General features: G+C 36.8%; 25 protein-coding genes. 22 read left to right on the top strand and 3 right to left on the bottom strand.

Annotated features, from left to right (window positions below):
* Nucleotides 1-6: 6 nt before the first annotated feature.
* Nucleotides 7-528 carry an RNA polymerase sigma factor gene (locus tag H8S01_RS04365; RefSeq protein ID WP_186836303.1) on the top strand — a complete coding sequence of 174 codons (522 nt, stop codon included), beginning with the start codon at nt 7-9 and terminating at the stop codon, nt 526-528.
* Nucleotides 529-530: 2 nt separating this feature from the next.
* Nucleotides 531-1,655: a hypothetical protein gene (locus H8S01_RS04360; protein ID WP_186836302.1), complete on the top strand. Its 1,125-nt coding sequence runs from the start codon at nt 531-533 to the stop codon at nt 1,653-1,655.
* Between the two features lie 178 nt (nt 1,656-1,833).
* On the opposite strand, the gene hcp is transcribed toward H8S01_RS04360, so the two are convergent.
* The gene (gene hcp / locus H8S01_RS04355) at nt 1,834-3,507 is read right to left on the bottom strand and encodes a hydroxylamine reductase (RefSeq protein WP_186836301.1); all 1,674 of its coding nucleotides are present in this window, start codon (nt 3,505-3,507) and stop codon (nt 1,834-1,836) included.
* A 509-nt stretch (nt 3,508-4,016) separates the two neighbouring features.
* Between hcp and H8S01_RS04350 the strand changes: the two genes are divergently transcribed.
* From H8S01_RS04350 to atpC, 12 genes are all read left to right on the top strand, one after another.
* Nucleotides 4,017-4,271 (top strand): MarR family transcriptional regulator, encoded by a 255-nt coding sequence (locus tag H8S01_RS04350; protein WP_186836300.1) that lies wholly within the window; start codon nt 4,017-4,019, stop codon nt 4,269-4,271.
* 356 nt (nt 4,272-4,627) lie between these two features.
* Nucleotides 4,628-5,638, top strand: a complete 1,011-nt coding sequence (locus H8S01_RS04345) for a hypothetical protein (protein WP_186836299.1) — start codon at nt 4,628-4,630, stop codon at nt 5,636-5,638.
* Between the two features lie 208 nt (nt 5,639-5,846).
* Complete coding sequence (locus tag H8S01_RS04340; protein WP_186836298.1) at nt 5,847-6,296, top strand: hypothetical protein; 450 nt, start codon at nt 5,847-5,849, stop codon at nt 6,294-6,296.
* A 19-nt stretch (nt 6,297-6,315) separates the two neighbouring features.
* Nucleotides 6,316-6,717: an ABC transporter ATP-binding protein gene (locus H8S01_RS04335; protein WP_021866391.1), complete on the top strand. Its 402-nt coding sequence runs from the start codon at nt 6,316-6,318 to the stop codon at nt 6,715-6,717.
* A gap of 242 nt (nt 6,718-6,959) precedes the next feature.
* On the top strand, nt 6,960-9,236 hold the full coding sequence (gene metE, locus H8S01_RS04330; RefSeq protein WP_186836297.1) for a 5-methyltetrahydropteroyltriglutamate--homocysteine S-methyltransferase: 2,277 nt from the start codon (nt 6,960-6,962) through the stop codon (nt 9,234-9,236).
* Between the two features lie 286 nt (nt 9,237-9,522).
* Entirely contained in the window at nt 9,523-10,209 is a 687-nt protein-coding gene (locus H8S01_RS04325) for a F0F1 ATP synthase subunit A (protein WP_021866393.1), read from the top strand.
* A gap of 92 nt (nt 10,210-10,301) precedes the next feature.
* Nucleotides 10,302-10,526, top strand: a complete 225-nt coding sequence (gene atpE / locus H8S01_RS04320; protein ID WP_021866394.1) for an ATP synthase F0 subunit C — start codon at nt 10,302-10,304, stop codon at nt 10,524-10,526.
* Nucleotides 10,527-10,547: 21 nt separating this feature from the next.
* Nucleotides 10,548-11,033: an ATP synthase F0 subunit B gene (locus H8S01_RS04315; RefSeq protein WP_021866395.1), complete on the top strand. Its 486-nt coding sequence runs from the start codon at nt 10,548-10,550 to the stop codon at nt 11,031-11,033.
* Nucleotides 11,030-13,090 carry a F0F1 ATP synthase subunit alpha gene (atpA, locus tag H8S01_RS04310; RefSeq protein ID WP_021866396.1) on the top strand — a complete coding sequence of 687 codons (2,061 nt, stop codon included), beginning with the start codon at nt 11,030-11,032 and terminating at the stop codon, nt 13,088-13,090. The genes H8S01_RS04315 and atpA overlap by 4 nt, the downstream gene beginning before the upstream one ends.
* A gap of 16 nt (nt 13,091-13,106) precedes the next feature.
* A complete protein-coding gene (atpG, locus tag H8S01_RS04305; protein ID WP_186836296.1) occupies nt 13,107-14,111 on the top strand; it encodes an ATP synthase F1 subunit gamma in 1,005 nt (334 codons plus the stop codon).
* 11 nt (nt 14,112-14,122) lie between these two features.
* Nucleotides 14,123-15,520, top strand: coding sequence for a F0F1 ATP synthase subunit beta (atpD, locus tag H8S01_RS04300; RefSeq protein WP_021866398.1), 1,398 nt, complete (start codon nt 14,123-14,125; stop codon nt 15,518-15,520).
* 14 nt (nt 15,521-15,534) lie between these two features.
* Complete coding sequence (gene atpC, locus H8S01_RS04295) at nt 15,535-15,942, top strand: ATP synthase F1 subunit epsilon (protein WP_021866399.1); 408 nt, start codon at nt 15,535-15,537, stop codon at nt 15,940-15,942.
* 56 nt (nt 15,943-15,998) lie between these two features.
* On the opposite strand, the gene H8S01_RS04290 is transcribed toward atpC, so the two are convergent.
* Complete coding sequence (locus H8S01_RS04290) at nt 15,999-16,790, bottom strand: TIGR03915 family putative DNA repair protein (RefSeq protein ID WP_186836295.1); 792 nt, start codon at nt 16,788-16,790, stop codon at nt 15,999-16,001.
* 4 nt (nt 16,791-16,794) lie between these two features.
* A complete protein-coding gene (locus H8S01_RS04285) occupies nt 16,795-18,264 on the bottom strand; it encodes a putative DNA modification/repair radical SAM protein (protein ID WP_186836347.1) in 1,470 nt (489 codons plus the stop codon).
* Between the two features lie 164 nt (nt 18,265-18,428).
* On the opposite strand from H8S01_RS04285, the gene H8S01_RS04280 reads away from it, so the two are divergent.
* The 8 genes from H8S01_RS04280 to H8S01_RS04245 all read left to right on the top strand — a co-directional run bounded on the left by H8S01_RS04280 (nt 18,429) and on the right by H8S01_RS04245 (nt 25,742).
* Nucleotides 18,429-18,611: a hypothetical protein gene (locus H8S01_RS04280; protein ID WP_021866402.1), complete on the top strand. Its 183-nt coding sequence runs from the start codon at nt 18,429-18,431 to the stop codon at nt 18,609-18,611.
* Between the two features lie 20 nt (nt 18,612-18,631).
* Nucleotides 18,632-18,901 carry a spore coat protein gene (locus tag H8S01_RS04275; protein ID WP_021866403.1) on the top strand — a complete coding sequence of 90 codons (270 nt, stop codon included), beginning with the start codon at nt 18,632-18,634 and terminating at the stop codon, nt 18,899-18,901.
* Between the two features lie 169 nt (nt 18,902-19,070).
* A complete protein-coding gene (locus tag H8S01_RS04270) occupies nt 19,071-19,955 on the top strand; it encodes a DegV family protein (RefSeq protein ID WP_186836294.1) in 885 nt (294 codons plus the stop codon).
* A 119-nt stretch (nt 19,956-20,074) separates the two neighbouring features.
* Nucleotides 20,075-21,061 carry a transglutaminase domain-containing protein gene (locus H8S01_RS04265; RefSeq protein ID WP_186836293.1) on the top strand — a complete coding sequence of 329 codons (987 nt, stop codon included), beginning with the start codon at nt 20,075-20,077 and terminating at the stop codon, nt 21,059-21,061.
* Between the two features lie 41 nt (nt 21,062-21,102).
* Nucleotides 21,103-22,662, top strand: coding sequence for an MBOAT family O-acyltransferase (locus H8S01_RS04260; RefSeq protein WP_186836292.1), 1,560 nt, complete (start codon nt 21,103-21,105; stop codon nt 22,660-22,662).
* A 12-nt stretch (nt 22,663-22,674) separates the two neighbouring features.
* Entirely contained in the window at nt 22,675-23,727 is a 1,053-nt protein-coding gene (locus H8S01_RS04255; RefSeq protein ID WP_186836291.1) for an SGNH/GDSL hydrolase family protein, read from the top strand.
* Nucleotides 23,724-24,242 (top strand): hypothetical protein, encoded by a 519-nt coding sequence (locus H8S01_RS04250; RefSeq protein ID WP_021866408.1) that lies wholly within the window; start codon nt 23,724-23,726, stop codon nt 24,240-24,242. The genes H8S01_RS04255 and H8S01_RS04250 overlap by 4 nt, the downstream gene beginning before the upstream one ends.
* A 66-nt stretch (nt 24,243-24,308) precedes the next feature.
* Nucleotides 24,309-25,742 (top strand): GDSL-type esterase/lipase family protein, encoded by a 1,434-nt coding sequence (locus H8S01_RS04245; protein WP_186836290.1) that lies wholly within the window; start codon nt 24,309-24,311, stop codon nt 25,740-25,742.
* Nucleotides 25,743-25,750: the final 8 nt, after the last annotated feature.

Below are 25,750 nucleotides of genomic sequence, written 5' to 3'. Positions count from 1 at the left end.
CTACATATGGAAAACGAAAGTAAAACTGAAAATGAAAGTCAGGCGGCACGTCTGCTCGAAAAACATGGCGACAGAGTTTTTCGCACTGCATTCATGTATTTGAAAAATTATCAGGATGCGGAAGATGTGTTGCAGATGACATTTGAAAAGTATCTGATTGCAAAGCCGCTGTTTAAAAATGATGAACACGAAAAAGCATGGTTTTTGCGGGTCGCGATTAATATAAGTAAAAATCTTGTTACAAGCGGCTGGAAGAGAAAGGTTATATATGACGATGAGCAGTTGAGATTGTTTGCAGATGAGGCTGTCGCACAGGATAATACAGGTGACAGTGATGATAACAGTGAGGCTGTATTAAAAGCAGTGCTTGCACTGCCAAAGGACCTTTCGGTTGTAATACAATTATTTTATTATGAAGAATATTCGGTTGCACAGATTGCTGATTTACTTGAAATAAGTGTCGGCAATGTGACAACAAGGCTGAACCGGGCGAGAAAAAAATTAGAAAAGTCTTTAAGGGAGGTCTGATTATGGATATTGAAAAGTATTTAAAAAAAGAAAAACTCGAAAAATCTGTTTCCAATCTTAAAGCAAATGACTGGGTAAAGCAGAAAATACTTGATGAGAGTAAAGATACAGATTATGAAAAATGGCTTTTTTCATTGGAACGTAAGTCACTTGTTAAAAAGAATATAAAGATTGTAATTGCGATGAGTATTGTGGTGCTTTTTTTAATATTATTGATGCTGTATACAATTTTGAGTAACAGGTTTATGGACAAACTTGTCCAGTCTGATAATTGTATTACACTTGAATATAATCCAGATACGAAAACATATTCTTTTAACGGAACTATCAATCATAAAAACATAAATTTAACATGCGGAAAGAAATGGTATTATGTTACCGGGTATGATTTTATGAGAATGTATTATACAGATGGAAATGAAGCTGATGCGATACCGGAATTTGTATATGAATACTGGCTGATAAGATATATATTTATTGCGGCGGCACTTTTGGCGGCAATATTTATAATATACAGGTCTTTAAGAAAAATTTTAAATATAAGGAGGATATATTATATGCCATTTGGAGATTATGACAGTTCAAACAACAGTATGGATTTGCTGGGAATGCAGGCAAATAAGGATATGTATGAGGACATGGGAGCAAACAGCAAAAACTCAGACAGAGAGTTTAAGAAGTCAAAAACTAAGAAAAAAGTTGATGTAAAGAAAATTGTGATTGTTGTTATTATTGTTGCTGCATGCATCGTCGCATTTTTCGCAAGAAAAGTGTATACAAGAAATTATTATACACAGGAGTATACGGCAGGCACAAATGGAATCAAAGGTAATGTCAATGTCAGCAAATTTACCGACATAAGTGAAGATTTTGCGATTGGTGCAAATTCAAACGGATATGCAGTATTCAAAAATCCATCGAAAGCATTTAAGACATTTGAAAAAATGTATGCTGATGATATCCAGAGTCTGAAAGATGAATTCGGATTAAAAGACTTCAACAAAAAAACATATCATGATTATATGACATATGGCTGGCAGTCTAATGTAGGAACAGATGAAGAAAAGCAGAATAAGAAATTTATTTCAAGTTTTCTTGATATTTATGAAAATTCAGAGTGGAGATGAAATCAGATAGATATACGGTGAATTAGTAAGTAAGGTTTCCCGCGGGCACAATTTTCACATTGGGATTATAAATCCAATATGTGAAAATTGCACCCGTGGGAATATACATATTAAACAATATACATCTGATTATAGTTCTGCTAGTTGCAGTAGCACGGAGAAAATATACAGATTTATTTTATACAGCCTGACGCAGGCATGTTTTTATATCATCTTCGGCATTGCTTATAAGCCTGAGGTTAAAAGTGTCGGTAAGATATTGAAGAACATTTGGGCTTATGAAAGCCGGAAGCGTCGGACCAAGGTATATATTTTTGAAACCCAGACTTAATAATGCCAGCAGGTCGGCAACGGCTTTCTGTTCATACCATGATATGATGAGTGACAGGGGAAGACCGTTTATGTCTGTTTCAAAAGCATCGGCGAGTGCAGTTGCAATCCGGACAGCAGAATATGCATCGTTACACTGACCAATATCAAGCAGACGAGGGATTCCTGCAGCTTCACCGAAATCAAGCTTGTTAAAACGGTATTTTCCGCATGCAAGAGTCATGATAATACAGTCATTGGGAACAAGTTTTGCAAATTCTGTATAATAATTACGTCCGGGTCTTGCACCGTCACAGCCTCCGATAAGGAAAAAGTGTCTTATATGACCTGATTTTACGGCATCTACGATTGACTGGGCGTTGCTTAATACCGCCTCATGTCCAAAACCGACAAGTATATTATGAGGTTCAATATCTTCTTTAAACCCTCCAAGTTCAAGTGCCTGTCTTATAACGGGAGAAAAGTCCTTTTCACCGTCAGATTTTTTCTCAATGTGTTTTACGCCTTCCCAGCCGACAACATTAGTTGAATAAATTCTGTCCTTATATGAGTCTCTCGGACGCATAAGGCAGTTGGTTGTCATTATGATACATCCGGGTAAGTTGTCAAATTCTTTTTGCTGGTCTTGCCATGCACCACCAAAATTGCCAATAAGATGAGGATATTTTTTTAATCCTGCATATCCGTGGCTTGGAAGCATTTCACCGTGAGTATATATATTTATTCCTGTGCCTTCGGTCTGTTTTAATAACATTTCAAGGTCTTTTAAATCATGGCCGGAGATAATTATAAATGGTCCTTTTTTGATATTCACATTAACGGTGTGAGGAGAGGGGTTATCATAAACAGATGTGTTGGCATCGTCAAGCTGTTTTATTATTTCAACAGCCATTTCACCTGTACGCATAGTAAGTCGTATAAGGTCTTCAACTGTAAGCCTGTCATCTGTTACGGCTTCAAGAGCTGTAATATAAAAATCGTCAACTTCATCGCTGTAAAATCCGAGCTCGCGTGCCTGATGTCCGTATGCACTGATACCTTTAAGACCGTATACAACAGTCTGTCTCAGTGAACGTATATCGGGGTCAAGTGATGAATCATACATAATGCCTGCGATATAGGCATCTTTTAGCATCTCATTTTTATCGTTTGGAAGTTTGTAAGTGGCATGATATGTCGGATTGTTTATTTCACCGACACTGCTTTTTAAAGTTTCTTTGATTTCCTGTGACTGACGCAGCAATTTTACATGAGCATCTGCATCGAAATTGACATTTGTAAGAGTAGTAAAAAGAGCGTTTTCGATAAATGTTACGATTGATTTATCTACGTGTTGTTCTTGTTCAATAAATGTTTTTGCATAACAGCTTATGCCCTTTATCTGAAAAATAAGTAAATCCTGCAAACCGGCTATTTCGGGAGTTTTACCGCATACACCAAGTTTAGTGCAGCCTTTGCCTCCGGCCGTCTGTTCACACTGATAGCAGAACATTTCATATCCGAGTTCCATATTATTCCCCATAAGTTCTCCTTCTTGAATGAAAGATGTATCATCCATTTGATATTGTGCATTTAGAAAGCACTGTCTTTATGATTGACATAAAATCCGGGAATAATACGGCTTTTTGTTAATTTTGTCCTTTGGAAATTATAATATTGATTTCTTCTATGCTTTTTTGATTCCGTTATGATCAGATCCTTTAAATTCACGTTCTAATTCGGAAGCAGCTTTTGGTTCCATTCCATAAAAAGCGGGGATACATGATATAACTATATTGGTCAGTATAATTCACAAACAATGATTTTTCAAGAATTAAAATATAAAAAGTATCTAAAATATAATTTAAGTATAAAAAATTATATACTGAAAAAACTTATCATTTTACTGCACAATTTTTATAACAAAATGATTGGATTTATAAAAAAAATAAATTATTATATTTTAGAGTCAGATAAGACTAATAAAACAATGAAGATATGAAATATAATATTAATTTGGAATATAAATATAAAAGGAAAGTGTGGATAAATATGTCTGATACAGCAGAAATATTAAGATTAAGGGTGCTGCTTGCATTTTTACAGCTTGAGCGTGAGTCATGTACTGTGATGAATATGTCAAGAATGCTAGGAGAAGAACATTATGCAATAAGCAGAACAATTAACGGACTTGAAAAAGAAGGGCTTGTGAGCCGTACATCGCCAAGACAGCCGGTACTAACGGAAAAAGGAATAGAGGAAGCGGCGTTGACCAGATTCTTCATGGGAGTATATGCCTTAAAATGAAATGTTCGGTAGGACTTATGCACATGCCGGAGTCAACTGCCATATTTACAGTATTAATATAGAATAGAAAAATGTATAGATAGAATCTATAATAAATACAGCTTGGTATTATTGTATAAAAAATACATTTGTAGTATTGACAAGTATATTAAATTGTGATATTAATATATTAAAAGAATTAAGAAGACGATTCTTTTATCTTGGGCTGAATGTTCATTCAGTTTTACCCATGTGACACACATTTATATAAAGCAGGCTTGTATTTGATTTTTTTTAATGCTAATATACTCTTATAAAAACATAAAAATAGTATATGTGCACACGGATATCAGCCTGCAAAGAAGAGGAGGATATCTATGGCAGAGAAGAAAGACAATGTAGCAGTTAAGTTTAAGGATAATGTATTTTGTATGATTTACAGGGATAAGAAAAATCTTCTTGAATTGTATAATGCACTCAACAATTCAAATTATGAAGATGTGGATGCTTTGGAAGTTACAACATTAAACGGCGGCTCATATATGAAATATAAAAATGATGCGTCATTTTTACTTAGCATGAATTTATATATGTTTGAACAGCAGTCAAGCAAAAACCCCAATATGCCATTAAGATTTTTGCACTATTTATCAGACGTATACAGGGAAATGTATAGTAATGATTTGCTTCATAGAAGGAGTATGATAAAGCTTCCGGTTCCACATTTTATAACATTTTATAATGGCAGAGAAAAGTGGATTGATAATGAGGAAATAATACGATTATCTGATATGTTTGAAAATTATGTAAATAATCCACAAATAGAACTTAAAGTACGTGTTATAAATATTAATGGAGATGCAGCGATTCTTGACAGATGTAAGAGTCTTCGTGATTACATGACATTCGTTGAAAAGGTGAGATATAAGACTGATTTTGAAAATATAGATATCAGGACTGCAGTAATGACAGCAATGGATGAATGTATGAAAGATGATATACTTGTTGATTTCTTTGAGGAGCACAGAGCGGAGGTAATTGAAGTGAGTATATATGATTATGATGAAGAAAAGGTAAGAAAAATATTGGCTGAAGAAGCAAAAGAAGAAGGAAGAGAAAAAGGAAGGGAAGAAGGAAGACAAGAAGGAAGGGAAGAAGGAAGACAAGAAGGAAGACAAGAAGGAAGGGAAGAGGGAAAAAAAGAAGGGGAAAAATTGGCTAAGATTAATCTTGTTATAAAGAAAGTTAAAAGGGGCAAGCCATTATCAATAATAGCATCTGAGCTTGAGGAAGAAGAGGATGACATGAAGCCAATGTATGATGCGGTAACAGCTTCGGCTCCAGAGTATAATATAGATGAGATTAAAGAAAAACTTAAAACGAACTGATACAGACAAAGCAATGCCGGCGGGATATACCACTGGCATTGCTTTTTTATAAGCTGTTTTATAAATAGACTGTACAAAATAATGGTGCAATATTGCACGAAAGATATGGAAAACAGGCAGATACTGCATTTAAGTTAGAGATAATTAACAGGAATTAGTCGTAATCTAACAACGCAATAATTAGACATTTAAGGAGGAGAAAGGAATAATGGTAAATGTCAAAGTAACAACAAAAAGATGTGTTTCGGCAGTAATGGCATTTTTGATGGCTGCTATGCTTGTACTAGGAGTAAGTGCAAGTCCTTTAACACAGGTTTTTGCAGCATCTGCAACTAAGAAATTAAAAAGTGGTGACGTTACCGTCGAACTGGATAAAAGTTGTGCAGCAACGAATGTTTCTGTAGATATTAAGACCGCAGCAGAAGGACTTCATGATTTTACAGATGATCCATATGTGCATAATTATCTTGATTATATGTTTGGTGATAACGGCTTGTCGGGAATAATCAACTTAACAGATAAAGATGGAAATAAGGTTGAGTATACAGGAACAATCAAAGTTACATATACACTTCCTGACGATTGGAATCTTAATTATGGAATTAAGGCATTGACGGTATCTGGATCATCGCTTGGGGATTATAAATTTTTAAGATGAAGAGAAAGTTCGGTGGGCATTGGAAATAACCAATACATATAAACATAAAGATAAAGCTGTAGCCAATCTTTCAGGAGGGCAGAAGCAGCGTGTATTTATAGCGATGGCACTTGCACAGGACACAAAAGTGCTCTTTCTTGATGAGCCGACAACATATCTTGACATAAGATACCAGCTTCAGATATTAAAGCTTATACGACGGCTTAACAAAGAATTTGGCATGACAATAGTAATGGTTTTTCATGATATTAACCAGGCTCTTTATTACAGTGATGAAATTGCGGCAATGAGAGATGGACAAATTGCAGCAAAAGGAAAACCGGATGAGATTATAACATCAGAGCTTATAAATAAAGTATACGGTGTTAATCTTGATGTTGAAATCCATAATAATAAGCCGTTTGTAATATCATGGAATTAAGATAATTACAGGTGTAAAAGATAATGCGTTTGGTATAGTCTGAAACTATGTCAAACGCATTAATTTATGTATTATACAAATTTGAATTACGATGTTAGCATAAAACCAATGACACAAAACAAGGAGGCTAAAATCCTCTCCTCATCATAGGATTTGGATTTTGCTTCGCAAAACAAGGAGGCTAAAATCCTCTCCTCATCATAGGATTCGGATTTTTGCTTCGCAAAAACAAGGAGGATTTTATGAAGGCATCGGTAATTGGTTTTCCACGAGTTGGAACATTAAGAGAGCTTAAATTTGCAACAGAAAAGTTTTTCAGAGGAGAGATAAATGAAGATGAATTGAAGCTGACATCTGGGAAGATAAGAAAGAACCAATGGCTGTTACAGAGCAGCAAAGGAATTGATTATATTGCGTCAAATGATTTTTCATTTTATGATAACCTGCTTGACACAGCAGTATTATTTAATATTATTCCCGAAAGATATGTTAATCTTGATGTATCACCTATGTGGAGATATTTTGCAATGGCGAGAGGATATCAGGGCGAAGCCGGAGATGTAAAAGCACTTGCAATGAAAAAATGGTTTAATACCAATTATCATTATATGGTTCCTGAAATTGAGGATGATACACAGATTAAACTTGCAGGAAGCAAGCCGTTTGATGAATATGAAGAGGCAAAAGCGGCAGGGGTTAAGACAAAGCCTGTTATTGCGGGACCATTCACTCTTTTAAAGCTTTTAAAATATACAGGAAGTAAAAAATGTGATGATTATGTAGATGAATTAATTAATGCGTATAAATCGTATGTCAGCAAATTTGAAAAGCTTGGAGCAGAATGGATTCAGTTTGATGAGCCATTTCTTGTACATGATCTGACAAATGATGATGTAGCATTATTTGAAAAAATATATAAAGAACTCCTTAAATGCAAGGGGAGTATAAAAGTTCTTTTACAGACATATTTTGGAGATATAAGAGACTGCTATGAAAATGTAGTAAAACTGGATTTTGACGGAATCGGACTTGATTTTATCGAGGGCAGAAAGACAATAGAACTTGTTGAAAAATATGGTTTTCCAAATGATAAAGTTTTATTTGCCGGTCTGGTTAATGGAAAGAATATATGGAAGAACAATTATAAGAAGACACTTGAAACAGTTTCTGGATTAAAAAATGCAGGAATCAATGTTGTTATCGGTACATCTTGTTCACTTCTTCATGTACCGTACACACTTGAAAATGAGAGCAGGCTTTCAGAAGATTATACAAAGCATCTTTCATTTGCAGTTGAAAAACTTACAGAACTTTCACAGTTAAAGAATCTTGCAGATAATAAAAATCCTGAAAGTGAAAAGGCATATAATGATAATATTGAACTTTTTAGCATAAAAAGAGTGAACAGTTTTAATGATAAGGTAAAAAAGAGAGTAGCTGATATTAAGGAATCGGATTTTGTGAGACTCCCGGCATTTAACGAAAGGGAAAAGATACAGAAAGCTGAATTCGGACTTCCGATGTTTCCTACGACAACAATTGGTTCATTTCCACAGACAGCTGATGTAAAAGCTAACAGAAGTGCTTATAAGAAAAATGAGATACCAAAAGAAGAGTACGTTGATTTTAATAAGAAAAAGATTGCAGAATGGGTAAAAATTCAGGAAGATCTTGATATAGATGTACTTGTTCACGGCGAGTTTGAAAGAAATGATATGGTTGAATATTTTGGTGAGCAGCTTGATGGATATGTGTTTACTGAAAAGGCATGGGTACAGTCTTATGGTACACGATGTGTTAAGCCGCCGGTAATCTGGGGAGATGTATCAAGAAATCATCCTATGACGGTTGATTGGTCCGTATATGCACAGAGTCTTACAGACAGACCGATGAAGGGGATGCTTACAGGTCCGGTTACAATTCTTAACTGGTCATTTCCAAGAGAAGATGTTTCAATAAAAGAGAGTACATATCAGATTGCACTTGCGATAAGAGATGAGGTGCTTGACCTTGAAAAAGCAGGAATAAGTGTAATTCAGGTTGATGAGGCAGCACTTCGTGAAAAGCTTCCGCTTAGAAAGACTGACTGGTACAGCCAGTATCTTGATTGGGCAATTCCATCATTCAGACTTGTACACAGCGGTGTAAAAGCAGAAACACAGATTCATACACATATGTGTTATTCGGAATTTACAGATATTATAACTGCTATTGATGATATGGATGCAGATGTTATAACTTTTGAGGCATCACGTTCAGATTTACAGATACTTGATTCTCTTAAAGAAAATAATTTTAAGACAGAAGTAGGACCTGGCGTATATGATATTCATTCGCCAAGAGTGCCTTCAACAGATGAGATTAAATCAGCTCTAAAGAAGATGCTTGAAAAAATAGATGCAGATAAATTATGGGTAAATCCGGACTGTGGACTTAAAACAAGAGGGGAAAAAGAGACGCTTGCAAGTCTTTATAATCTTGTAAAAGCAGCAAAAGAATTAAGAGAAGAATATAAGTAGAATTAACTGGTCATGGTAAAGTAGCAATAAAGGACTATATAATATAATGAAAGACTTGTAAATCATTTTTTGTTGACAAAAATTTGATTTTTGCAAGTCTTTTTTTAACAAAAATGGTACAAAAATACATTTTGATAATTGATAAAATTGTATGAAATGCACAAATCTAATTTCTAATGTGAAAAATTTATCAATATCGCAAAAAAAGGACTTGTAAAACATTTTCGGAGTGATAAAATAACCACGATTGGAGTTAATATATTACAATCTGGAGGTGATAAAACAAATGGGCAATTTGACAGAGTCTCTGATGGAAGAGCTGAATTGTGAAACAGTATTCACTATTCCGATATTTGGAGGTATTGGTGTATCTGAATCTGTTGTTGTAACGTGGATTATCATGGCAGTTATGGTGCTTGTAGCATTCATACTTACGAGAAATCTTCGTATTGACCACATCAGCAAAAGACAGGCAGTGGCTGAGACAATTGTTACCAAGCTGACAGGTATGGTTGAGGACATGACAGGTCCTGAGGGCAAGAGATATGTACCGTATCTTACAACTGTGCTTGTTTATATCGGATTAGCCAATATTATTGGTCTTTTCGGTTTCAAATCCCCAACTAAGGACTTGAATGTAACAGCAGCATTGGCAATTATGAGTATCGTCTTAGTTGAAGGTGCAGGAATATATCAGAGAGGTGTTAAGAAGTGGTTACATAAGTTTACAGAACCGATAGCAATCGTAACACCAATTAATATTCTTGAGGTCTTTACAAGACCATTATCGCTTTGTATGCGACTTTTTGGTAACGTATTAGGTTCTTACGTTATCATGGAACTTTTAAAAATCGTTGTTCCTATCGTGGTTCCGGCAGCATTCTGCCTCTACTTTGATATATTTGACGGTTTGCTTCAGGCATATGTTTTCGTATTCCTGACTTCGCTTTATATTAAAGAAGCAATTGAATAAAGCAAAACAATTTAATTAATGATTTTAAACAAAACAAATTTTTGCATCGGTTACAGATAAGTGATGCATTTGAATGAATGGAGGAAATTATTATGAATACATTAATAGCAATTGGTGCAGGTATTGCAGTTTTAGGCGGTCTCGGTGCTGGTATCGGTATCGGTATTGCAACAGGTAAGGCATCAGAGGCAGTTGCAAGACAGCCGGAGGCAGAAGGTAAGATTAGTAAGACATTGATTCTTGGTTGTGCTCTTGCAGAGGCAACTGCTATTTATGGTTTCGTTATCGCATTGATGATTATTATTATGTTACAGTAATTTGAAAGGCAGGTTGGTAAAATGCTCCGTTTAGATTGGAATTTATTATTTACCGTAATCAATCTTTTACTGCTTTTCGTTTTGATGAAGATATTTTTGTTCAAGCCGGTTCAGAAGATTATAGCTGCAAGACAGGCAGAAGCTGACAAGCAGTTTGATGAAGCTGCTGCAAAACAGGCAGAAGCTGATGGATTAAAGGCTCAGTATGCAAAGTCAATTGCAAGCGTTGAAGAAGAAAAGAGCAAGGCTATGCAGGAGACAATGAAAAAAGCTGATGCTGAATACCAGAGAATTGTTGGTGATGCAGAGAGCAAGGCTAAGCAGATTAAAGAAGATGCGGCTGTTGAGGCTGAGAATCAGAAGACTCAGATATTAAAGAAAGCTGAGAAAGAGATTGCCGATATGGTAGTTGATGCAGCGGTAAAGGTTGTTGGAAAGAACAGTGGAGCTGACGTTGACAGTTCTCTTTATAATGAATTTTTAGATAAAGCAGGTGATAAACAGTGACACAGGCAGCGATTGATTATGCGACAAGTTTACGCAAAACAGAAACTCCTAAGGAATTACTGCAGCAGGTAAAAGACGTTCTCGAGGCTGTGCCGCAGGTACGTTCGGAATTTGAAGATCCAACAGTATCTATTGAGAAAAAACACCTGATTATTGACAGAGTATTTCCTAAGGAAATCAGAGATTTTTTAAAGATATTATGTGATAACATGGATTTCGGGCTGTTTGATGAAATATGCACAGCTTATGATGAACTTGGAAGAAAGCCTGAAGCAAAAGAAAATCAGGCACAGTTAATCTATGTTACAGCTCCAACAGATGAGCAGTTAGAAGGTATTAAGGCATTTCTTGCAAAAGAATTCCACAATCCTGATATGGAACTTACATTAAAAGAAGATAAGTCTATTAAGAGTGGTTTCGTACTGCGTGTCGGAACAAGAGAGTTCGACTGGAGTGAAAAAGGAAGAATTGAGCAGCTTGAGAACAGAATAGCAAAGGCTGTTAATTCTTCAAGAAATACTACATTTAGTGAAGAAAGCATCGTTTCTATACTTAAAAGTTCTATTGATGATTTTGAACTTGAAGCAAAAGACAAGGAAATTGGTGTTGTAAACTGGGTTGGTGATGGTATTGCCAATGTTGATGGTATTGATCATGCATTTTACGGCGAAATTGTTGTATTTGACTGCGGCGTAAAAGGAATGGTACAGGATGTAAGAAGAGATGAAATCGGTGTTATCCTCTTTGGCCGTGATACAGACATCAAAGAGGGAACAAGAGTTATACGTACAGGTAAGATGGCAGGTATTCCTGTAGGCGAAGCCTTCGAGGGAAGAATTATTGATGCACTCGGTGCACCACTTGACGGACAGGGTGATATCGAATCTGTAGGTTTCAGACCGATAGAGTTTCCGGCACCAAGTATTGTTGACAGAAAGTCAGTTACTGTACCAATGGAAACAGGTATTCTTTCAATTGATTCAATGTTCCCAATCGGACGTGGACAGAGAGAGTTAATTATCGGTGACCGTCAGACAGGTAAGACTTCTATTGCGATGGATACAATTCTTAACCAGAAAGGTAAAGATGTTGTTTGTATTTATGTTGCAATTGGACAGAAAGCATCTACAATAGCAAAGCTTGTTAATACATTAAAGAAAAATGATGCAATGTCCTATACAATTATTGTATCAGCTACAGCATCAGACCCGGCTCCGCTTCAGTATATTGCACCATATTCAGGTACAGCACTTGCAGAGTATTTTATGTATCAGGGCAAAGATGTATTAATCGTATATGATGACCTTTCAAAGCATGCGGTTGCATATCGTGCAATTTCATTATTGCTTGAACGTTCTCCGGGACGTGAGGCTTATCCTGGTGATGTATTCTATCTTCATTCAAGACTTCTTGAACGTTCAAGTCGTCTTACACCGGAAGCAGGTGGTGGCTCAATCACAGCACTTCCTATAATAGAGACACAGGCAGGAGATGTATCAGCATATATTCCTACTAACGTAATTTCTATTACAGATGGACAGATATTCCTTGAAAGTGAGCTTTTCTTTGCAGGTCAGAGACCAGCCGTTAATGTAGGTCTTTCAGTATCACGTGTTGGTGGTGCTGCACAGACTAAGGCTATGAAGAAAGCTGCCGGAAGTATCCGTATCGATTTGGCACAGTACAGAGAGATGGAAGTATTTACACAGTTCTCTTCTGACCTTGATGAAAGTACAAAGAAACAGCTTGCTCACGGCAAAGCTTTGATGGAATTATTAAAACAGCCGCTCGGACATCCAATGAGCATGGCAGAACAGGTTATAACTCTTGTTGCAGCAAATGCACACGTATTCAGTGATTTGGAAGCAGCACAGGTTAAGCCTTTCCAGAAAGAAATGCTTGCAGATTTCAATATGAATCACACTGATATTATTAATCAGCTTGAGACAACAAAGTCATTATCAGATGATATAAAAGATTCTATCGTAAAAGCAGCAGAGAGTTTCAAGGCTGTAAAAATGCCTAAGAGTGTGGAAAGTGAAACAATGACAGAGTAATACGGAGTGATGTGTTATGGCTAGTGCAAAGGAAATTCAAAACAGAATAAGAAGCATTCAGGACACAATGAAAATCACAAGAGCAATGTATATGATGTCTTCAATGAAGCTTAGAAAAGCAAAACAGCAGCTTGAAGATACAGAACCGTATTTCTTCGGTTTGCAGGAACAGATTTCAAGTATACTTTATCACTTTCCGGATATGGAACATATATACTTTGATAACAGAAGCAAAGACCAGCATGAAGTTGTCAAGAAAAAGGCATTTATAGTGCTTACAGGCGATAAGGGTATGGCAGGTGCTTATAACCATAATGTTATAAAAGAAGCACAGAGATTGTGTGATGAGTCGGATGAATATAAATTATATGTTGTCGGTGAATTGGGAAGACAGTATTTTGCAGGACAGGGTTATCCTGTGGATGCCGATTTCCGGTATACGGCAACTAATCCGTCAGTTCATCGTGCGAGAGTTATATCTGAACTTATTGTTGAGCTTTATAAAGAAGAAGTATTTGATGAGGTATACGTTATCTATACAAAAATGGTGAGCAGCATCAGCGAGGAAGTTGAAGTACAACAGCTTCTTCCGTTAAAACCTCACCAGTTTATTAAGCAGGAAATGCTTGATAGTGCAATGAAGAAACGTGGTAACAGTTATAACAGTAATGAAAATCCAGATGTTAAATCATCAGAAGATGACAGCGATGATTATAAAAAAGGAACTTATGAAAATGATGGCGATTTCTTTATATATCCATCACCTAAAAAAGTCCTTAAAAAACTGGTATATAACTATGTTACAGGATTTATGTATGGTGCTTTAGTTGAGGCTTCAGCCAGTGAGGAGAATGCCCGAATGATGGCGATGCAGTCCGCCACAAACAATGCCGAGGAAATGTTAAAAGAATTATCGGTTGAGTATAACAGAGTAAGACAGGCTGCAATTACACAGGAAATCACTGAGGTAATCGGTGGTGCCAAGGCTTTGAAAAAGAAAAAGAAGAAGCAAGTGAGGTGAGACTTACAACTATGGAAAATATAGGTAAGATTGTACAGGTTTCAGGACCTGTAGTTGACGTAGAGTTTAGTGATAACAATCTTCCGTCTATCAAGGATGCACTTTATGTTATTAACAATGGTAAAAAGTGCGTTATGGAGGTATCACAGCATATAGGACATAATACTGTTCGCTGTATTATGCTTGCAGCCAGTGAAGGTCTTTGCCGTGATATGAAGGTAGTAGCTACCGGTTCTGCAATTGAAGTCCCTGTAGGTGAGAAAACACTTGGAAGACTTTTTAATGTTCTCGGTGATACTATTGATGGTGGTGAGAGTCTCGAAAATGAGACACATTGGTCAATCCACAGAGAACCACCTACATTTGAGGACCAGAGTCCGGTAGTAGAGATGCTTGAGACAGGTATTAAAGTTATCGATTTGCTTGCCCCTTATGCAAAAGGTGGTAAGATTGGTTTGTTCGGCGGTGCCGGTGTTGGTAAGACAGTTCTTATTCAGGAGCTTATTCATAATATAGCAACTGAGAGAGGTGGATATTCTATATTTACCGGTGTTGGTGAACGTTCAAGAGAGGGTAATGACCTCTGGACAGAAATGAAAGAGTCAGGAGTTCTTGATAAAACAGCGTTAGTGTTTGGTCAGATGAATGAACCACCTGGAGCTCGTATGAGAGTTGCAGAGACAGGTCTTACAATGGCTGAATACTTCAGAGATGTTAAGAAGCAGGATGTGCTTTTGTTTATTGATAACATCTTCCGTTTTGTTCAGGCTGGTTCGGAAGTTTCAGCACTTCTTGGACGTATGCCTTCAGCCGTTGGTTATCAGCCTACACTTGCTAATGATGTAGGTGAACTTCAGGAGAGAATCGCTTCTACAAAGGATGGTTCTGTTACATCAGTACAGGCTGTCTATGTACCTGCCGATGACCTTACTGACCCGGCTCCTGCAACAACATTTGCACATCTTGATGCAACAACAGTTCTTTCAAGAAAGATTGTAGAACAGGGTATTTATCCTGCTGTTGATCCACTTGAATCATCATCAAGAATTCTTGAAGCTGATGTTGTCGGTGAAGAACATTACAATGTTGCAAGACGTGTTCAGGAGATATTACAGAAGTACAGAGAACTTCAGGATATTATTGCAATTCTTGGTATGGAAGAGCTTTCAGATGAAGATAAGCTTACTGTATACAGAGCAAGAAAGGTTCAGAGATTCCTTTCTCAGCCATTCTTTGTAGCAGAAAACTTCACAGGTACTCCGGGACGTTTCGTTCCTGTTAAAGAGACGATTGAAGGATTCAAAGCTATTCTTGATGGTGAGATGGATGACTATCCTGAGGCAGCATTCTTTAACGTAGGTAATATTGATGACGTTAAGGCAAAAGCTGAACAGATGGCTAAGAATTAAGAGAGGTGTCATGTATGAGCACTTTTTCATTGAAAATAGTAGCCTGCAATAAGGTTTTTTATGACGGAGAATGTGAGATACTTATATATCCTGCTTATGATGGTCAGATGGCAATCATGGCAAATCATGAGCAGATGACATCTACAGTTGAAATTGGTGAAATCAAATTCAAGCTTCCTGACGGAACATGGATGAATGCTATTGTTTCAGATGGACTTGTTGAGGTTGACCATAACAAAGTCGATGTTTTGGTATATTCGGCAGAAAAGCCGGAAGAAATTGATAAATTCCGTGCCGAAGCAGCGTTGGAAAGAGCTAAGGAACAGCTCAGAACAAAGCAAAGCATAATGGAATATCATATTTCGCAGGCATCGTTATCAAGAGCTATGGCACGATTAAAAGGTGCACGCGGCTACAAGTAAAATCAGATTAAACAGACTGTAGCAGGCTGTTTGTGAGAATAATCCGGGACATGTGTTTATACATGTCCCGGATTGTTTTCTGCTTTCATATATTTTCTGTAGCGAAGCGGCATGTTACTCTGTTGAAGTTTTGGATTGCATCGCTCTTTTATAGCTATAGTGTCAAAAAATGTTTTCCAAAGATTCTGGAAGCCTTTTTCTGTGTCTGATAATACAGAAAAATTTGCAAGTTCACTTTCTGTGAGATAAGAAAAAAACACAGGCTTTGAAGCTTCATGTATGGCAGCGAAGTTTCGTCCGGTATCAAGTATTATCCAGTTTTCACAGTGTAATCTGTCAGCAAAGTGCTCACTTATAAGAGGAATTATATTACTCTTTGGTTCTATGCGGCTTACAAGTACACTGTTGGCAAGTTCTTCAAATCGTACAAATTCCAAAAAGCTATGTGACTCACGTCCGACCTGTTTATCAATATTAAATATCTTTAGTACATCATCATCGTGGAGCATATTTATAATAGCCGGACCCGTTTTAAAAGCCTTTTTTAAAAATGAGTATATATATGAGGCACGTTCTTCTTCATATGAGAGTGCGGTTCTGTATATATAAAAATAAATATCCCAAGACAGCTTTCTGATTATAGTATTATGTACTTTTAATGCAAGTTCATAGTCAGTGTCTGTCTCTACATAGCTTTCAAAAAAAGACAATGAAGATGAGCTGCTGCGGATTCTTACATCTGTTGTTTTGGGGTTATTATCCCATGCCTTGTAAATTGCAGTGAAAATGCCTTCTATAGTGTCATCACAAAGATAAATAGTTTTATTGGTAATATTTGTATTATTCATAAGATTAAACTCCGCTTTTTATATTATAATCATCAAATAAAGACATCTGTCTGTAAGTATCATGGCTGCTTATCTCATAATTCTTACGTTGTTCAGAACTTATAAGATTGTTGGTGATAAAGTTCTGCTCAATGTGCATATTTGTATACATCATGTGTCCCTGACAAGTTATGAAATATATGGCACGTTTAAGCACAACACCGATTTTTTTCAAATCGTTAAAATCAAGCTTTGCACTGCGTCTTGCACGCACAATACGTCTTGCGGAATTGACGCCGATACCGGGAACACGCAGAAGTGTATAGTAATCAGCACGGTTAATCTCGACAGGAAAATGTTCCAGATGCCGTATTGCCCAGTCACACTTAGGGTCAATGAAAATATTAAAATTAGGCTTTTCGGGGCTTAAAAGTTCAGCTGACTTAAACCCATAAAAACGCATAAGCCAGTCAGCCTGATAGAGGCGGTGTTCGCGAAGCAGCGGAACGTCTGACGAATCATTCTGGATTGGAAGAGTGTCATCATTATTGACATTGACAAAGGCAGAGTAATATACACGCTTTAAATCATATTGTTTATATAATGCTTCTGCTATAGTGACTATATGATAATCGCTCTCAGGTGTTGCACCTATAATCATCTGTGTGCTTTGTCCGGCGGGAACAAATGAATTGTTTACCGGTCGGACTGTAGAAAGATTGCGTGTGCTGCTGCCTGATATGATGCCTGGAGCATGAAAACGGTCTGCTGTGCTTATGTGGTTATTATAAAAATTACTGTCAGAATTATCAGGAGTGTTATCGTTAGTACTGCCGGGAAGAGAGGCAGTCTTATTATCAATAAGAGGAAGCTCACGGCTCTTATATATGCCATTCTGAATCTGACGCATAGGAGTGAGAATAGTTTTGCGGCTCTTGTGCGGTGCAAGTAAGGCAAGTCCGTCAGCAGTCGGAAGCTCAAGATTAACACTCATTCTATCAGCATACATACCAGCAGCTTCAATAAGGTCAGCCGCTGCACCCGGTATGGCCTTCAGGTGTATATATCCGCCAAAATGGTACTTCTCGCGTAAAAGATAAACAGTCTCTACAAGCTGGCTCATAGTATAGTTGGGATTGTGCGTTATGCCGGAACTTAAAAAAAGACCTTCGATATAGTTGCGGCGGTAAAACTGCATTGTGAGAGTGCATACTTCCTCAGGCGTAAAACTGGTGCGTACAGTATCATTATCAGAGCGGTTGATACAATAGCGGCAGTTAAAAATACACTCATTAGTAAAAAGGATCTTCAAAAGAGAGATACAACGTCCATCAGCAGCAAAACTGTGACATATGCCGCATGCTTTGGAATTGCCTATTCCTTTGCCGTTATTCTTACGGTCAACGCCGCTTGAACTGCATGATACATCAAACTTTGCGGCGTCTCCGAGAATTCTTAACTTTTCTGTCAAATCCATATCATATTGAATAACCATCATGCTGCCTCCGGTAAAATAAAAATAAAACGAACGTTTGTTTGATATAATAATAACACACGAACATATGTTTGTAAATATGCAAATTAAAAATTAAGTATAAAAATTTTATTTTGGAACAATACTGTAATTGTTCGTGATAATAAATTATTGGGGAGGCATATATGGCAGAGTTATCAGAAAAAGAACTTTCGGCAATAAATGATTGCCTTAAAGAAGAAGAACTTCTTGTAAAAAAATTTAAAATGCTTGCAGAGCACGCGGAAGATGACAAAGTAAAAAATTGTTTTAAAGAAATTTCCGATAAGCATCAGGGACATTTCAATATGCTTTACAATCAACTTTAATAAAAAGGAGGCAATTTGACATGGAGACAGTTTACGGCGAAAAAGAAGCTCTTGATGATGCACTTACATCAGTAAAAACAGCGACAGGTAATTACAACACATTTTCTAATGAATGTGTGCATGAAAATGTAAGAAACGTAATGTTAAAGATATTAGAGCAGGAGCATGAAATTCAGGATGATGTTTTTAAGATTATGCATGATAAAGGTTTATATCCTACTCCAGAGGCGGAGAGCAAGAAGGTAGAACAGGCAAAACAGAAATTTGCATGCTCTTATAAAGAGATATAGGAATGGAATAATAAGTTCTATTAAAAATTTATTAATTACCCTATAAAAATATTGAGATTTTCAAAATATTTGATATAATTAACTTTAATGTTTAAGCGGCAGTCCCGAACCAATGAATGAGCTTTGGCTGGCTGCCGCAATAATAGTTTATGAAAATGGAGAATATTTTATGAAACCAATAGGAGTAGTTACAGACAGTCATAGCGGAATATCACCGGAAGAAGCTGAGCAATTGGGAGTAAAAGTGCTTCCAATGCCTTTTTATGTGGATAACCGGTGTTGTTATGAGGGGGTGACATTCACAAGGGAAGAATTTCTTGAAAAACTGAAAAATGGAGCAAAGGTGAGTACATCGCAGCCGTCACCGCTTGAAGTGATGAAGTTCTGGGATGAGGCATTGACAGAATTTGAGCAGATTATTTACATACCGATAAGCAGCGGACTCAGCGGTTCGTGTTCGACAGCATCAATGCTTGCTTCAGACGAAAAATATGAGAACAAGGTGTTTGTAGTAGATAATGGCAGGGTTTCAGCACCGCTTCGCCGCTCTGTTCTTGATGCACTTGAACTTATAGAAAAGGGATATGTAGCACCATGGATAAAAAAGATGCTGGAATCATCAAGGTCAGATATGGTTATATATGTCGGTGTTGAAACGCTGGAAAATCTTAAACGCGGTGGAAGAATATCAGCTGCTTCAGCGGCACTTGGCACAGTTCTGAATATTAAGCCTGTCCTGAAATTTGATGTAAGTACGCTTGATGTGTATCAGAAGTGCAGAGGTTTTAATAAGGCAAGAAAAGTCATGATAGAAGCAATGAAAAATGACTTGAATACAAAGTTTGAAAAATGGTATAAAGCAGGTAAAGTCAATCTTCTTGCAGCATCAAGTGCATCGCCGGAAGTTACAAAAGAGTGGGAGGCACAGATTCGTGAAGAATTTCCGGGAATGGATGTAAGATGTGATGATTTATCAATGGGAGTTGCATGCCACATTGGATATGGCGGACTCGGGATAGGATGTTCATGCTGTCCTGATGCAGCATTGGACTAAATTAAATACCAATGTTAAAAATGCCTTAAAAGAGTTGAAAATGTAAAGTATTTGCTTTATAATTTAACGGAAAATGCAATTAAATTTATAAACTATACTTTGCGAAAGAAGGCTAAAATATGGCAAATAGAAAAGGCGTTAAAGTAAAACGCAGACGTGATGTTCAGATTAAAAAAGTGAAAAAATATATATCAAAGCATATATATTCATTTGTATGCGGAGGTGCTTTGCTTCTTGTACTGCTTATTGTGATAGCAGTTGCAATAGGAATTAGTCTTCATAAGACAGTCAATGCTAATTCTGATTCGGCAAATAATGCAGGAACACAGAAGACAGAGACAAAAAAGGATAGTAAAAAAGAAGATAAACGTGATTTGACAGCTCCTGTTATAAGTGGAGCTGCAGATAAAACATTCACACTTGGAGATAAGATAGCATATCTTTCGGGTATTACAGCAACAGATGATGTTGACGGTGAAGTAGATGTAGAAGTTGATAAGTCAGCGGTTGACACAGATACTCCGGGAACATACGAAGTAACATATAAGGCGGTTGATGCGGCAGGCAATGTTGCAACTAAGACTGCAAATATTACAATAGAAAAACCGGCACCCGTTGCTGGCACATATCAGGCACTTGCAGAGGAAATACTTGGAAATATTACCACATCTTCCATGTCTACAGGACAGAAGTTAAGAGCTATATTTGATTATGCACATAACAAAATCGGTTATACAGGAACACCCTATGACGGTTCTAACTGGGAAAATGAAGCATTGCTTGCACTTACAGAACTTAAAAAGTCTGATTATACAGGAGGCGACTGCTTTACTTACACATCAGTAGACAAAGCACTTCTTGAAGCATTAGGTGTTAAGACAATGTGGCTTGAAAATGAAAATTCACCTACAGGTGATCATGCATGGCTTTTAGTTGATGCCGGTACAGGCTGGTATCATTTTGATTCTACAAGAATGCGTTCGGGATTTTCATGCTTTATGAAGACAGATGCAGAGATTCAGGCATATCTTGATCAAGGCAATTATAATTATGTACGTACAGTATCAAAATATCCGGCGACACCTACGACGCCGTATACTTATTAATATGTGCACATTAAAAAGAAAATGATAGGAATGGAGAATATATGTTATTTACATCTGTTAGTTTTGTGATATTTGTGGCTGCAGTACTCCTCATGTATTACATTGTGCCTAAAAAGTGGCAGTGGATAATGCTTCTGTGTGCGAATGTCTGTTTTTATCTTCAGGCAGGAGTGCGTGGTGCGATATTTATGATTGCCACAATTATTTCAACATATTTTTGCTCACGAATGATAGAAAAGGCTTTTGACAGACAGAAGCTTGCGATGGAAAAATTAAAAGACCTTATGACAAAAGAGCAGAAGAAGGCTTATAAGGCAAAAACAAAAAAGAACCAGAGAATGTGGATGGTTTTATGTATACTTTTTAACTTTGGAATTCTTGCGGTATTAAAGTATACTAATCTTTTTATCAGTTTTACATCATTAAAGCCGGTTAATTTTATATTGCCGATGGGTATCTCATTTTACACATTTCAGTCAATGGGATATATAATTGATGTATACAGAGGCGTTACAGAAGCAGAAAACAATATTTTTAAATTTGCTTTATTTGTTTCATTCTTCCCGCAGCTTATGCAGGGACCTATCAGCCGCTGGAAAGATTTAAAAGAGACGTTGTTTGAGGAACACTCATTTTCGTGGGAGAGATTTGAGTCGGGAATCCAGAGAATCATCTGGGGTTACTTCAAGAAAATGGTAATTGCGGACAGGGCTGCAATCGGTCTTGCGACAATTACAAGTGATTTTTCAAAATATACAGGAGCATATGCATTTCTTGGAATGTTAATATATGCTGTTGAGCTTTATGCGGATTTTACAGGTGGTATTGATATAACAATAGGTATCGCTGAACTTTTTGGAATAAGACTTCCGGAGAACTTCAGACAGCCATTTTTCTCAAAGAGTCTTGCAGAATATTGGAGAAGATGGCATATCACACTTTGTGCATGGTTTAAGGATTATGTATTCTATCCGATTTCCATGTCAAAGAAGATGAACAAAGCTTCAAAGTGGCTTAAAAAGCATGTTTCAACAGGAATAGGACAGAGATTTCCTATATATACAGCAACAATAGTTGTATGGTTTGTTACAGGTATGTGGCATGGTGCAAGCTGGAACTTTATTGTATGGGGTCTTTTAAACGGCATAATAATGCTTGCATCACAGGAACTTGAACCTGTATATGCAAAAGTTGACGGAAAGCTTCATCTTAAAAAGTATACAGCATATAAAGTATTTGAGATTATAAGAACAACAGCTATTGTCTGTGTGCTCCAGATGCTTGATTATCACAGAAATATAGCAGATGCGTTCAGACAGTTTATATCAATGTTTACAACAGCTAATTACGCAAGTGTTTTTGGCAGTGGAATGTTTAATATAGGACTTTCTTTGCCGGATTATATTCTTTTACTTGCAGGTGTTATAATTATGTATATTGTAAGCTTTGCAGGACGTGAAGAATCTGTAAGAGAACGTCTTTCAAAGAAAAGCTTTGCATTAAGATTTACTATATTCCTTGCGTTATTCCTTGGAATAGCAGTGTTTGGTGTGTATGGAATAGGATATGAATCAAGTCAGTTTATTTATAATCAGTTTTAGGAGGACGTATTTATGGGAAAGAAAATTATACGTGTAATAGCAGTCGTCCTGATACCGGTTGTATGCCTTTATCTTCTGACACTGCTTCTTACACCGAAGTATGTTAATGATATACCTGAAGGCTCTATGATAGCAGAATATTATAAGAGTGAAAAAAATAATGATGTGCTTATTCTTGGTGACTGTGAAGTGTATGAAAATATTTCAACAGTCAAGATGTGGGAAGAGTATGGAATTACAAGTTACATAAGAGGAAGCTCTGAGCAGCTTATATGGCAGTCATATTACCTGCTTGAAGATACATTAAAACATGAGACACCAAAGGTCGTTGTTCTTAGTATGCTTGCGATGTCTGAAGCTGATGCGAAGAGCGAAGCATATAACAGAATGACGCTTGATGGAATGCGTTGGTCAAAGTCAAAGTGGAATTCAATAAAAGAATCAATGACAGAAAAAGAGACGATGGGGAGTTACATTTTTCCGCTTTTGCGTTATCATTCAAGATGGAGTGAATTGTCATCTGATGATATAAAATATATGTTTAACAAACCTAAAGTCACAAGCAACGGTTATCTTATGCAGGTTGGTGTACGTCCGGTGACTACGGTTCCGAAGGTTTCGCCGCTTGCCAATTATACATTTTCAGACAGAAATTACGAATATCTTGATAAGATTAAAGATTTATGCAATGAAAAGGGTATAAAACTTGTTCTTATAAAAGCACCGAGTATTTTCCCACACTGGTATGATGAATGGGAAAGTCAGATTCAGGACTATGCAAATGAAAATAATCTGTTATACTTAAACATGGTCGATAAGGCAGATGAAATAGGACTGGATTATACAACGGATACATTCGACTACGGTCAGCATCTCAATGTTGACGGAGCGGAAAAGACAGCGGTTTATCTTGGAAATATTTTAAAAGACCAATACAGGCTTACTGATCACAGAGGCGAGAGCGAAACTGCATCACAGTGGAACAAAATTGTATCGGATTACAACAGTCTCAAGACAAAAAAACAGGAAGCATGGAATAACAGCTTAAATGGAGGTTCACAATGAGAAAGAGAAGTTTAATAGCAGCAGGATTAATGATTTTATGCGTAGGTCTTACAGCCTGCGGCGGTTCTAAAGGAACAGACAATGGCAGCACAACACAGCAGCAGAGCCAGAATACATCCACAGGTTATGTGTTCACTACAAATGGTGTTAATATTGCAATAGACGAAAAAGTTGAAGATATTACATCAAAGCTTGGCACTCCAAAGGGTGGTTATTATGAAGCTAAGAGCTGTGCATTTGACGGAATGGACAAGTTCTGGTATTATGACAGCTTTACACTTCAGGGATATCAGAAAAATGGCGTAGATGTTGTATATTCAGTAACATTTATGGATGATACAGTAAAGACAAAAGAAGGAATCAAGATTGGTGATTCAAAGGATAAAGTAACATCTGCTTATGGTTCTTCATATAAGGAAGAAAACGGACAGATTAAGTATGAATCCGGAAATATGGTTCTTAGTTTTGCAATAAAGGATAACGCAGTAACAAGCATTGTATATTCAGTAAAATAATTATTTTATGAAAGGCGGAACATTAAAAAGTGTTTCGCCTTTTGAAAAAATATAGAGGTGATATCTATGAGTAAAAATTTATGGGTTGTCGGAGATTCGACACTTAGCAGCTTTGAGGATAAGTATTATCTGCCAAGATATGGTTACGGTACAAAGCTTCAGGAATATCTTGATGATGAAATTATAGTTAAAAATATTGCACTTTCAGGAAGAAGCAGCAAGAGTTATACAACAGAACCTGAATATCAGACATTACTTTCAGGAATGAAAAAAGATGATTATCTGATTATAGGATTCGGACATAATGATGAAAAGACTGAAAATGACAGATACACACAGGGTGAGGGTGATTATCTTACACAGGGAACATTTGCTTTTTCGCTTTATAATAATTATATCAAAAAGGCTCAGGAGGCAGGATGCACACCGATTCTCTGCACTCCGATAGTAAGAAGAAGCCCTGATGGAAAATGGAACGGACAGATGCTTCATGTAACTGCACCTGTAGGTGAATATAAGGGTGGAGATTATCCGAAAGCGATAAGGGATCTTGCAAGGCAGCTTAATATAGCACTTGTCGATATGACTATGATGACAAAAGAAATGTATGACAGACTTGGTGCAGATGAAACACTATATCTTCACGCATGGCCGTCAGATAAGGCGATAAGTGTTGATAACACACATACAAATGTGTGGGGAGCAAGAGTTAATGCATATCTTTGCCTTTCAGAGATAAAAAATATCGGTGTTGAGGGGCTTTCAAACCATATTACAGGACTTGAAAATGATGCTCCGATGCCTTCAAAGAAAAAGTATTTTAAACCATCTGAAACTTATAAACCTACTGTTTTTGATTCAAATCTTAGTGACAGTAAAATATGGGAAAAATCAGGAATATGGAAACCATCGGTATTTGGAGATATTATGGATATGCCGACAAAAGACACATTTACGCTGGAAGCTCTTTCTGATAACAGTTTCCATATTGCAGTCTGTGGAAATGTGGGAAAAATATCAGCTGTATCTGATGGTATAGCAGTATACTATACAAAAGTACCTGTAAAAGATGATTTTATATTTTCAGCTTCAATGAAAATAAACAATTATTTCCTGAATGACCAGGTATCGTTTGGGCTTATGGTAAGAGATGACATGTATATTGACAAAGTAACACCTGATATATTGGGAGATTATGTTGCAGCTGCACCTCTTCTTTTAACGCATGAAAATGCACCTGCTAATTGTTTTGCAAGAAAGAGCGGAAAGCTTGTATATGGAGGCACATGCACAAGAGGTTATAAACCGGGCGAGACAGTAAAAGTACAGATAGAAAGCACATCTGACGGATATGCGTGTACATTTGGAGATGAGACAACAATTACAGGTGGATTTGATTTCAAACTTACTGCGTTAGACCCTGAAAATGTATATCTTTGTATGTTTGCGGCAAGAAATGCAGATGTGACATTTTCTGATGTCAGATTAGATATAAAGTAAGATAATCA

The organism is Lachnospira hominis (ex Liu et al. 2021) (assembly GCF_014287955.1).
In the GTDB taxonomy this organism is placed as follows: domain Bacteria; phylum Bacillota; class Clostridia; order Lachnospirales; family Lachnospiraceae; genus Lachnospira; species Lachnospira hominis.
Note: the sequence above shows the minus strand (reverse complement) of the source record. Positions and strands in the feature narration are given on the sequence as shown.

Coding starts and splice junctions, on each gene's coding strand:
- H8S01_RS04365 (WP_186836303.1), top strand. CDS start 7: ATGGAAAACGAAAGTAAAACTGAAAATGAAAGTCAGGCGGCACGTCTG.
- H8S01_RS04360 (WP_186836302.1), top strand. CDS start 531: ATGGATATTGAAAAGTATTTAAAAAAAGAAAAACTCGAAAAATCTGTT.
- hcp (WP_186836301.1), bottom strand. CDS start 3,507: ATGGGGAATAATATGGAACTCGGATATGAAATGTTCTGCTATCAGTGT.
- H8S01_RS04350 (WP_186836300.1), top strand. CDS start 4,017: ATGTCTGATACAGCAGAAATATTAAGATTAAGGGTGCTGCTTGCATTT.
- H8S01_RS04345 (WP_186836299.1), top strand. CDS start 4,628: ATGGCAGAGAAGAAAGACAATGTAGCAGTTAAGTTTAAGGATAATGTA.
- H8S01_RS04340 (WP_186836298.1), top strand. CDS start 5,847: ATGGTAAATGTCAAAGTAACAACAAAAAGATGTGTTTCGGCAGTAATG.
- metE (WP_186836297.1), top strand. CDS start 6,960: ATGAAGGCATCGGTAATTGGTTTTCCACGAGTTGGAACATTAAGAGAG.
- H8S01_RS04325 (WP_021866393.1), top strand. CDS start 9,523: ATGGGCAATTTGACAGAGTCTCTGATGGAAGAGCTGAATTGTGAAACA.
- atpE (WP_021866394.1), top strand. CDS start 10,302: ATGAATACATTAATAGCAATTGGTGCAGGTATTGCAGTTTTAGGCGGT.
- H8S01_RS04315 (WP_021866395.1), top strand. CDS start 10,548: ATGCTCCGTTTAGATTGGAATTTATTATTTACCGTAATCAATCTTTTA.
- atpG (WP_186836296.1), top strand. CDS start 13,107: ATGGCTAGTGCAAAGGAAATTCAAAACAGAATAAGAAGCATTCAGGAC.
- atpD (WP_021866398.1), top strand. CDS start 14,123: ATGGAAAATATAGGTAAGATTGTACAGGTTTCAGGACCTGTAGTTGAC.
- atpC (WP_021866399.1), top strand. CDS start 15,535: ATGAGCACTTTTTCATTGAAAATAGTAGCCTGCAATAAGGTTTTTTAT.
- H8S01_RS04290 (WP_186836295.1), bottom strand. CDS start 16,790: ATGAATAATACAAATATTACCAATAAAACTATTTATCTTTGTGATGAC.
- H8S01_RS04285 (WP_186836347.1), bottom strand. CDS start 18,264: ATGGTTATTCAATATGATATGGATTTGACAGAAAAGTTAAGAATTCTC.
- H8S01_RS04280 (WP_021866402.1), top strand. CDS start 18,429: ATGGCAGAGTTATCAGAAAAAGAACTTTCGGCAATAAATGATTGCCTT.
- H8S01_RS04275 (WP_021866403.1), top strand. CDS start 18,632: ATGGAGACAGTTTACGGCGAAAAAGAAGCTCTTGATGATGCACTTACA.
- H8S01_RS04270 (WP_186836294.1), top strand. CDS start 19,071: ATGAAACCAATAGGAGTAGTTACAGACAGTCATAGCGGAATATCACCG.
- H8S01_RS04265 (WP_186836293.1), top strand. CDS start 20,075: ATGGCAAATAGAAAAGGCGTTAAAGTAAAACGCAGACGTGATGTTCAG.
- H8S01_RS04260 (WP_186836292.1), top strand. CDS start 21,103: ATGTTATTTACATCTGTTAGTTTTGTGATATTTGTGGCTGCAGTACTC.
- H8S01_RS04255 (WP_186836291.1), top strand. CDS start 22,675: ATGGGAAAGAAAATTATACGTGTAATAGCAGTCGTCCTGATACCGGTT.
- H8S01_RS04250 (WP_021866408.1), top strand. CDS start 23,724: ATGAGAAAGAGAAGTTTAATAGCAGCAGGATTAATGATTTTATGCGTA.
- H8S01_RS04245 (WP_186836290.1), top strand. CDS start 24,309: ATGAGTAAAAATTTATGGGTTGTCGGAGATTCGACACTTAGCAGCTTT.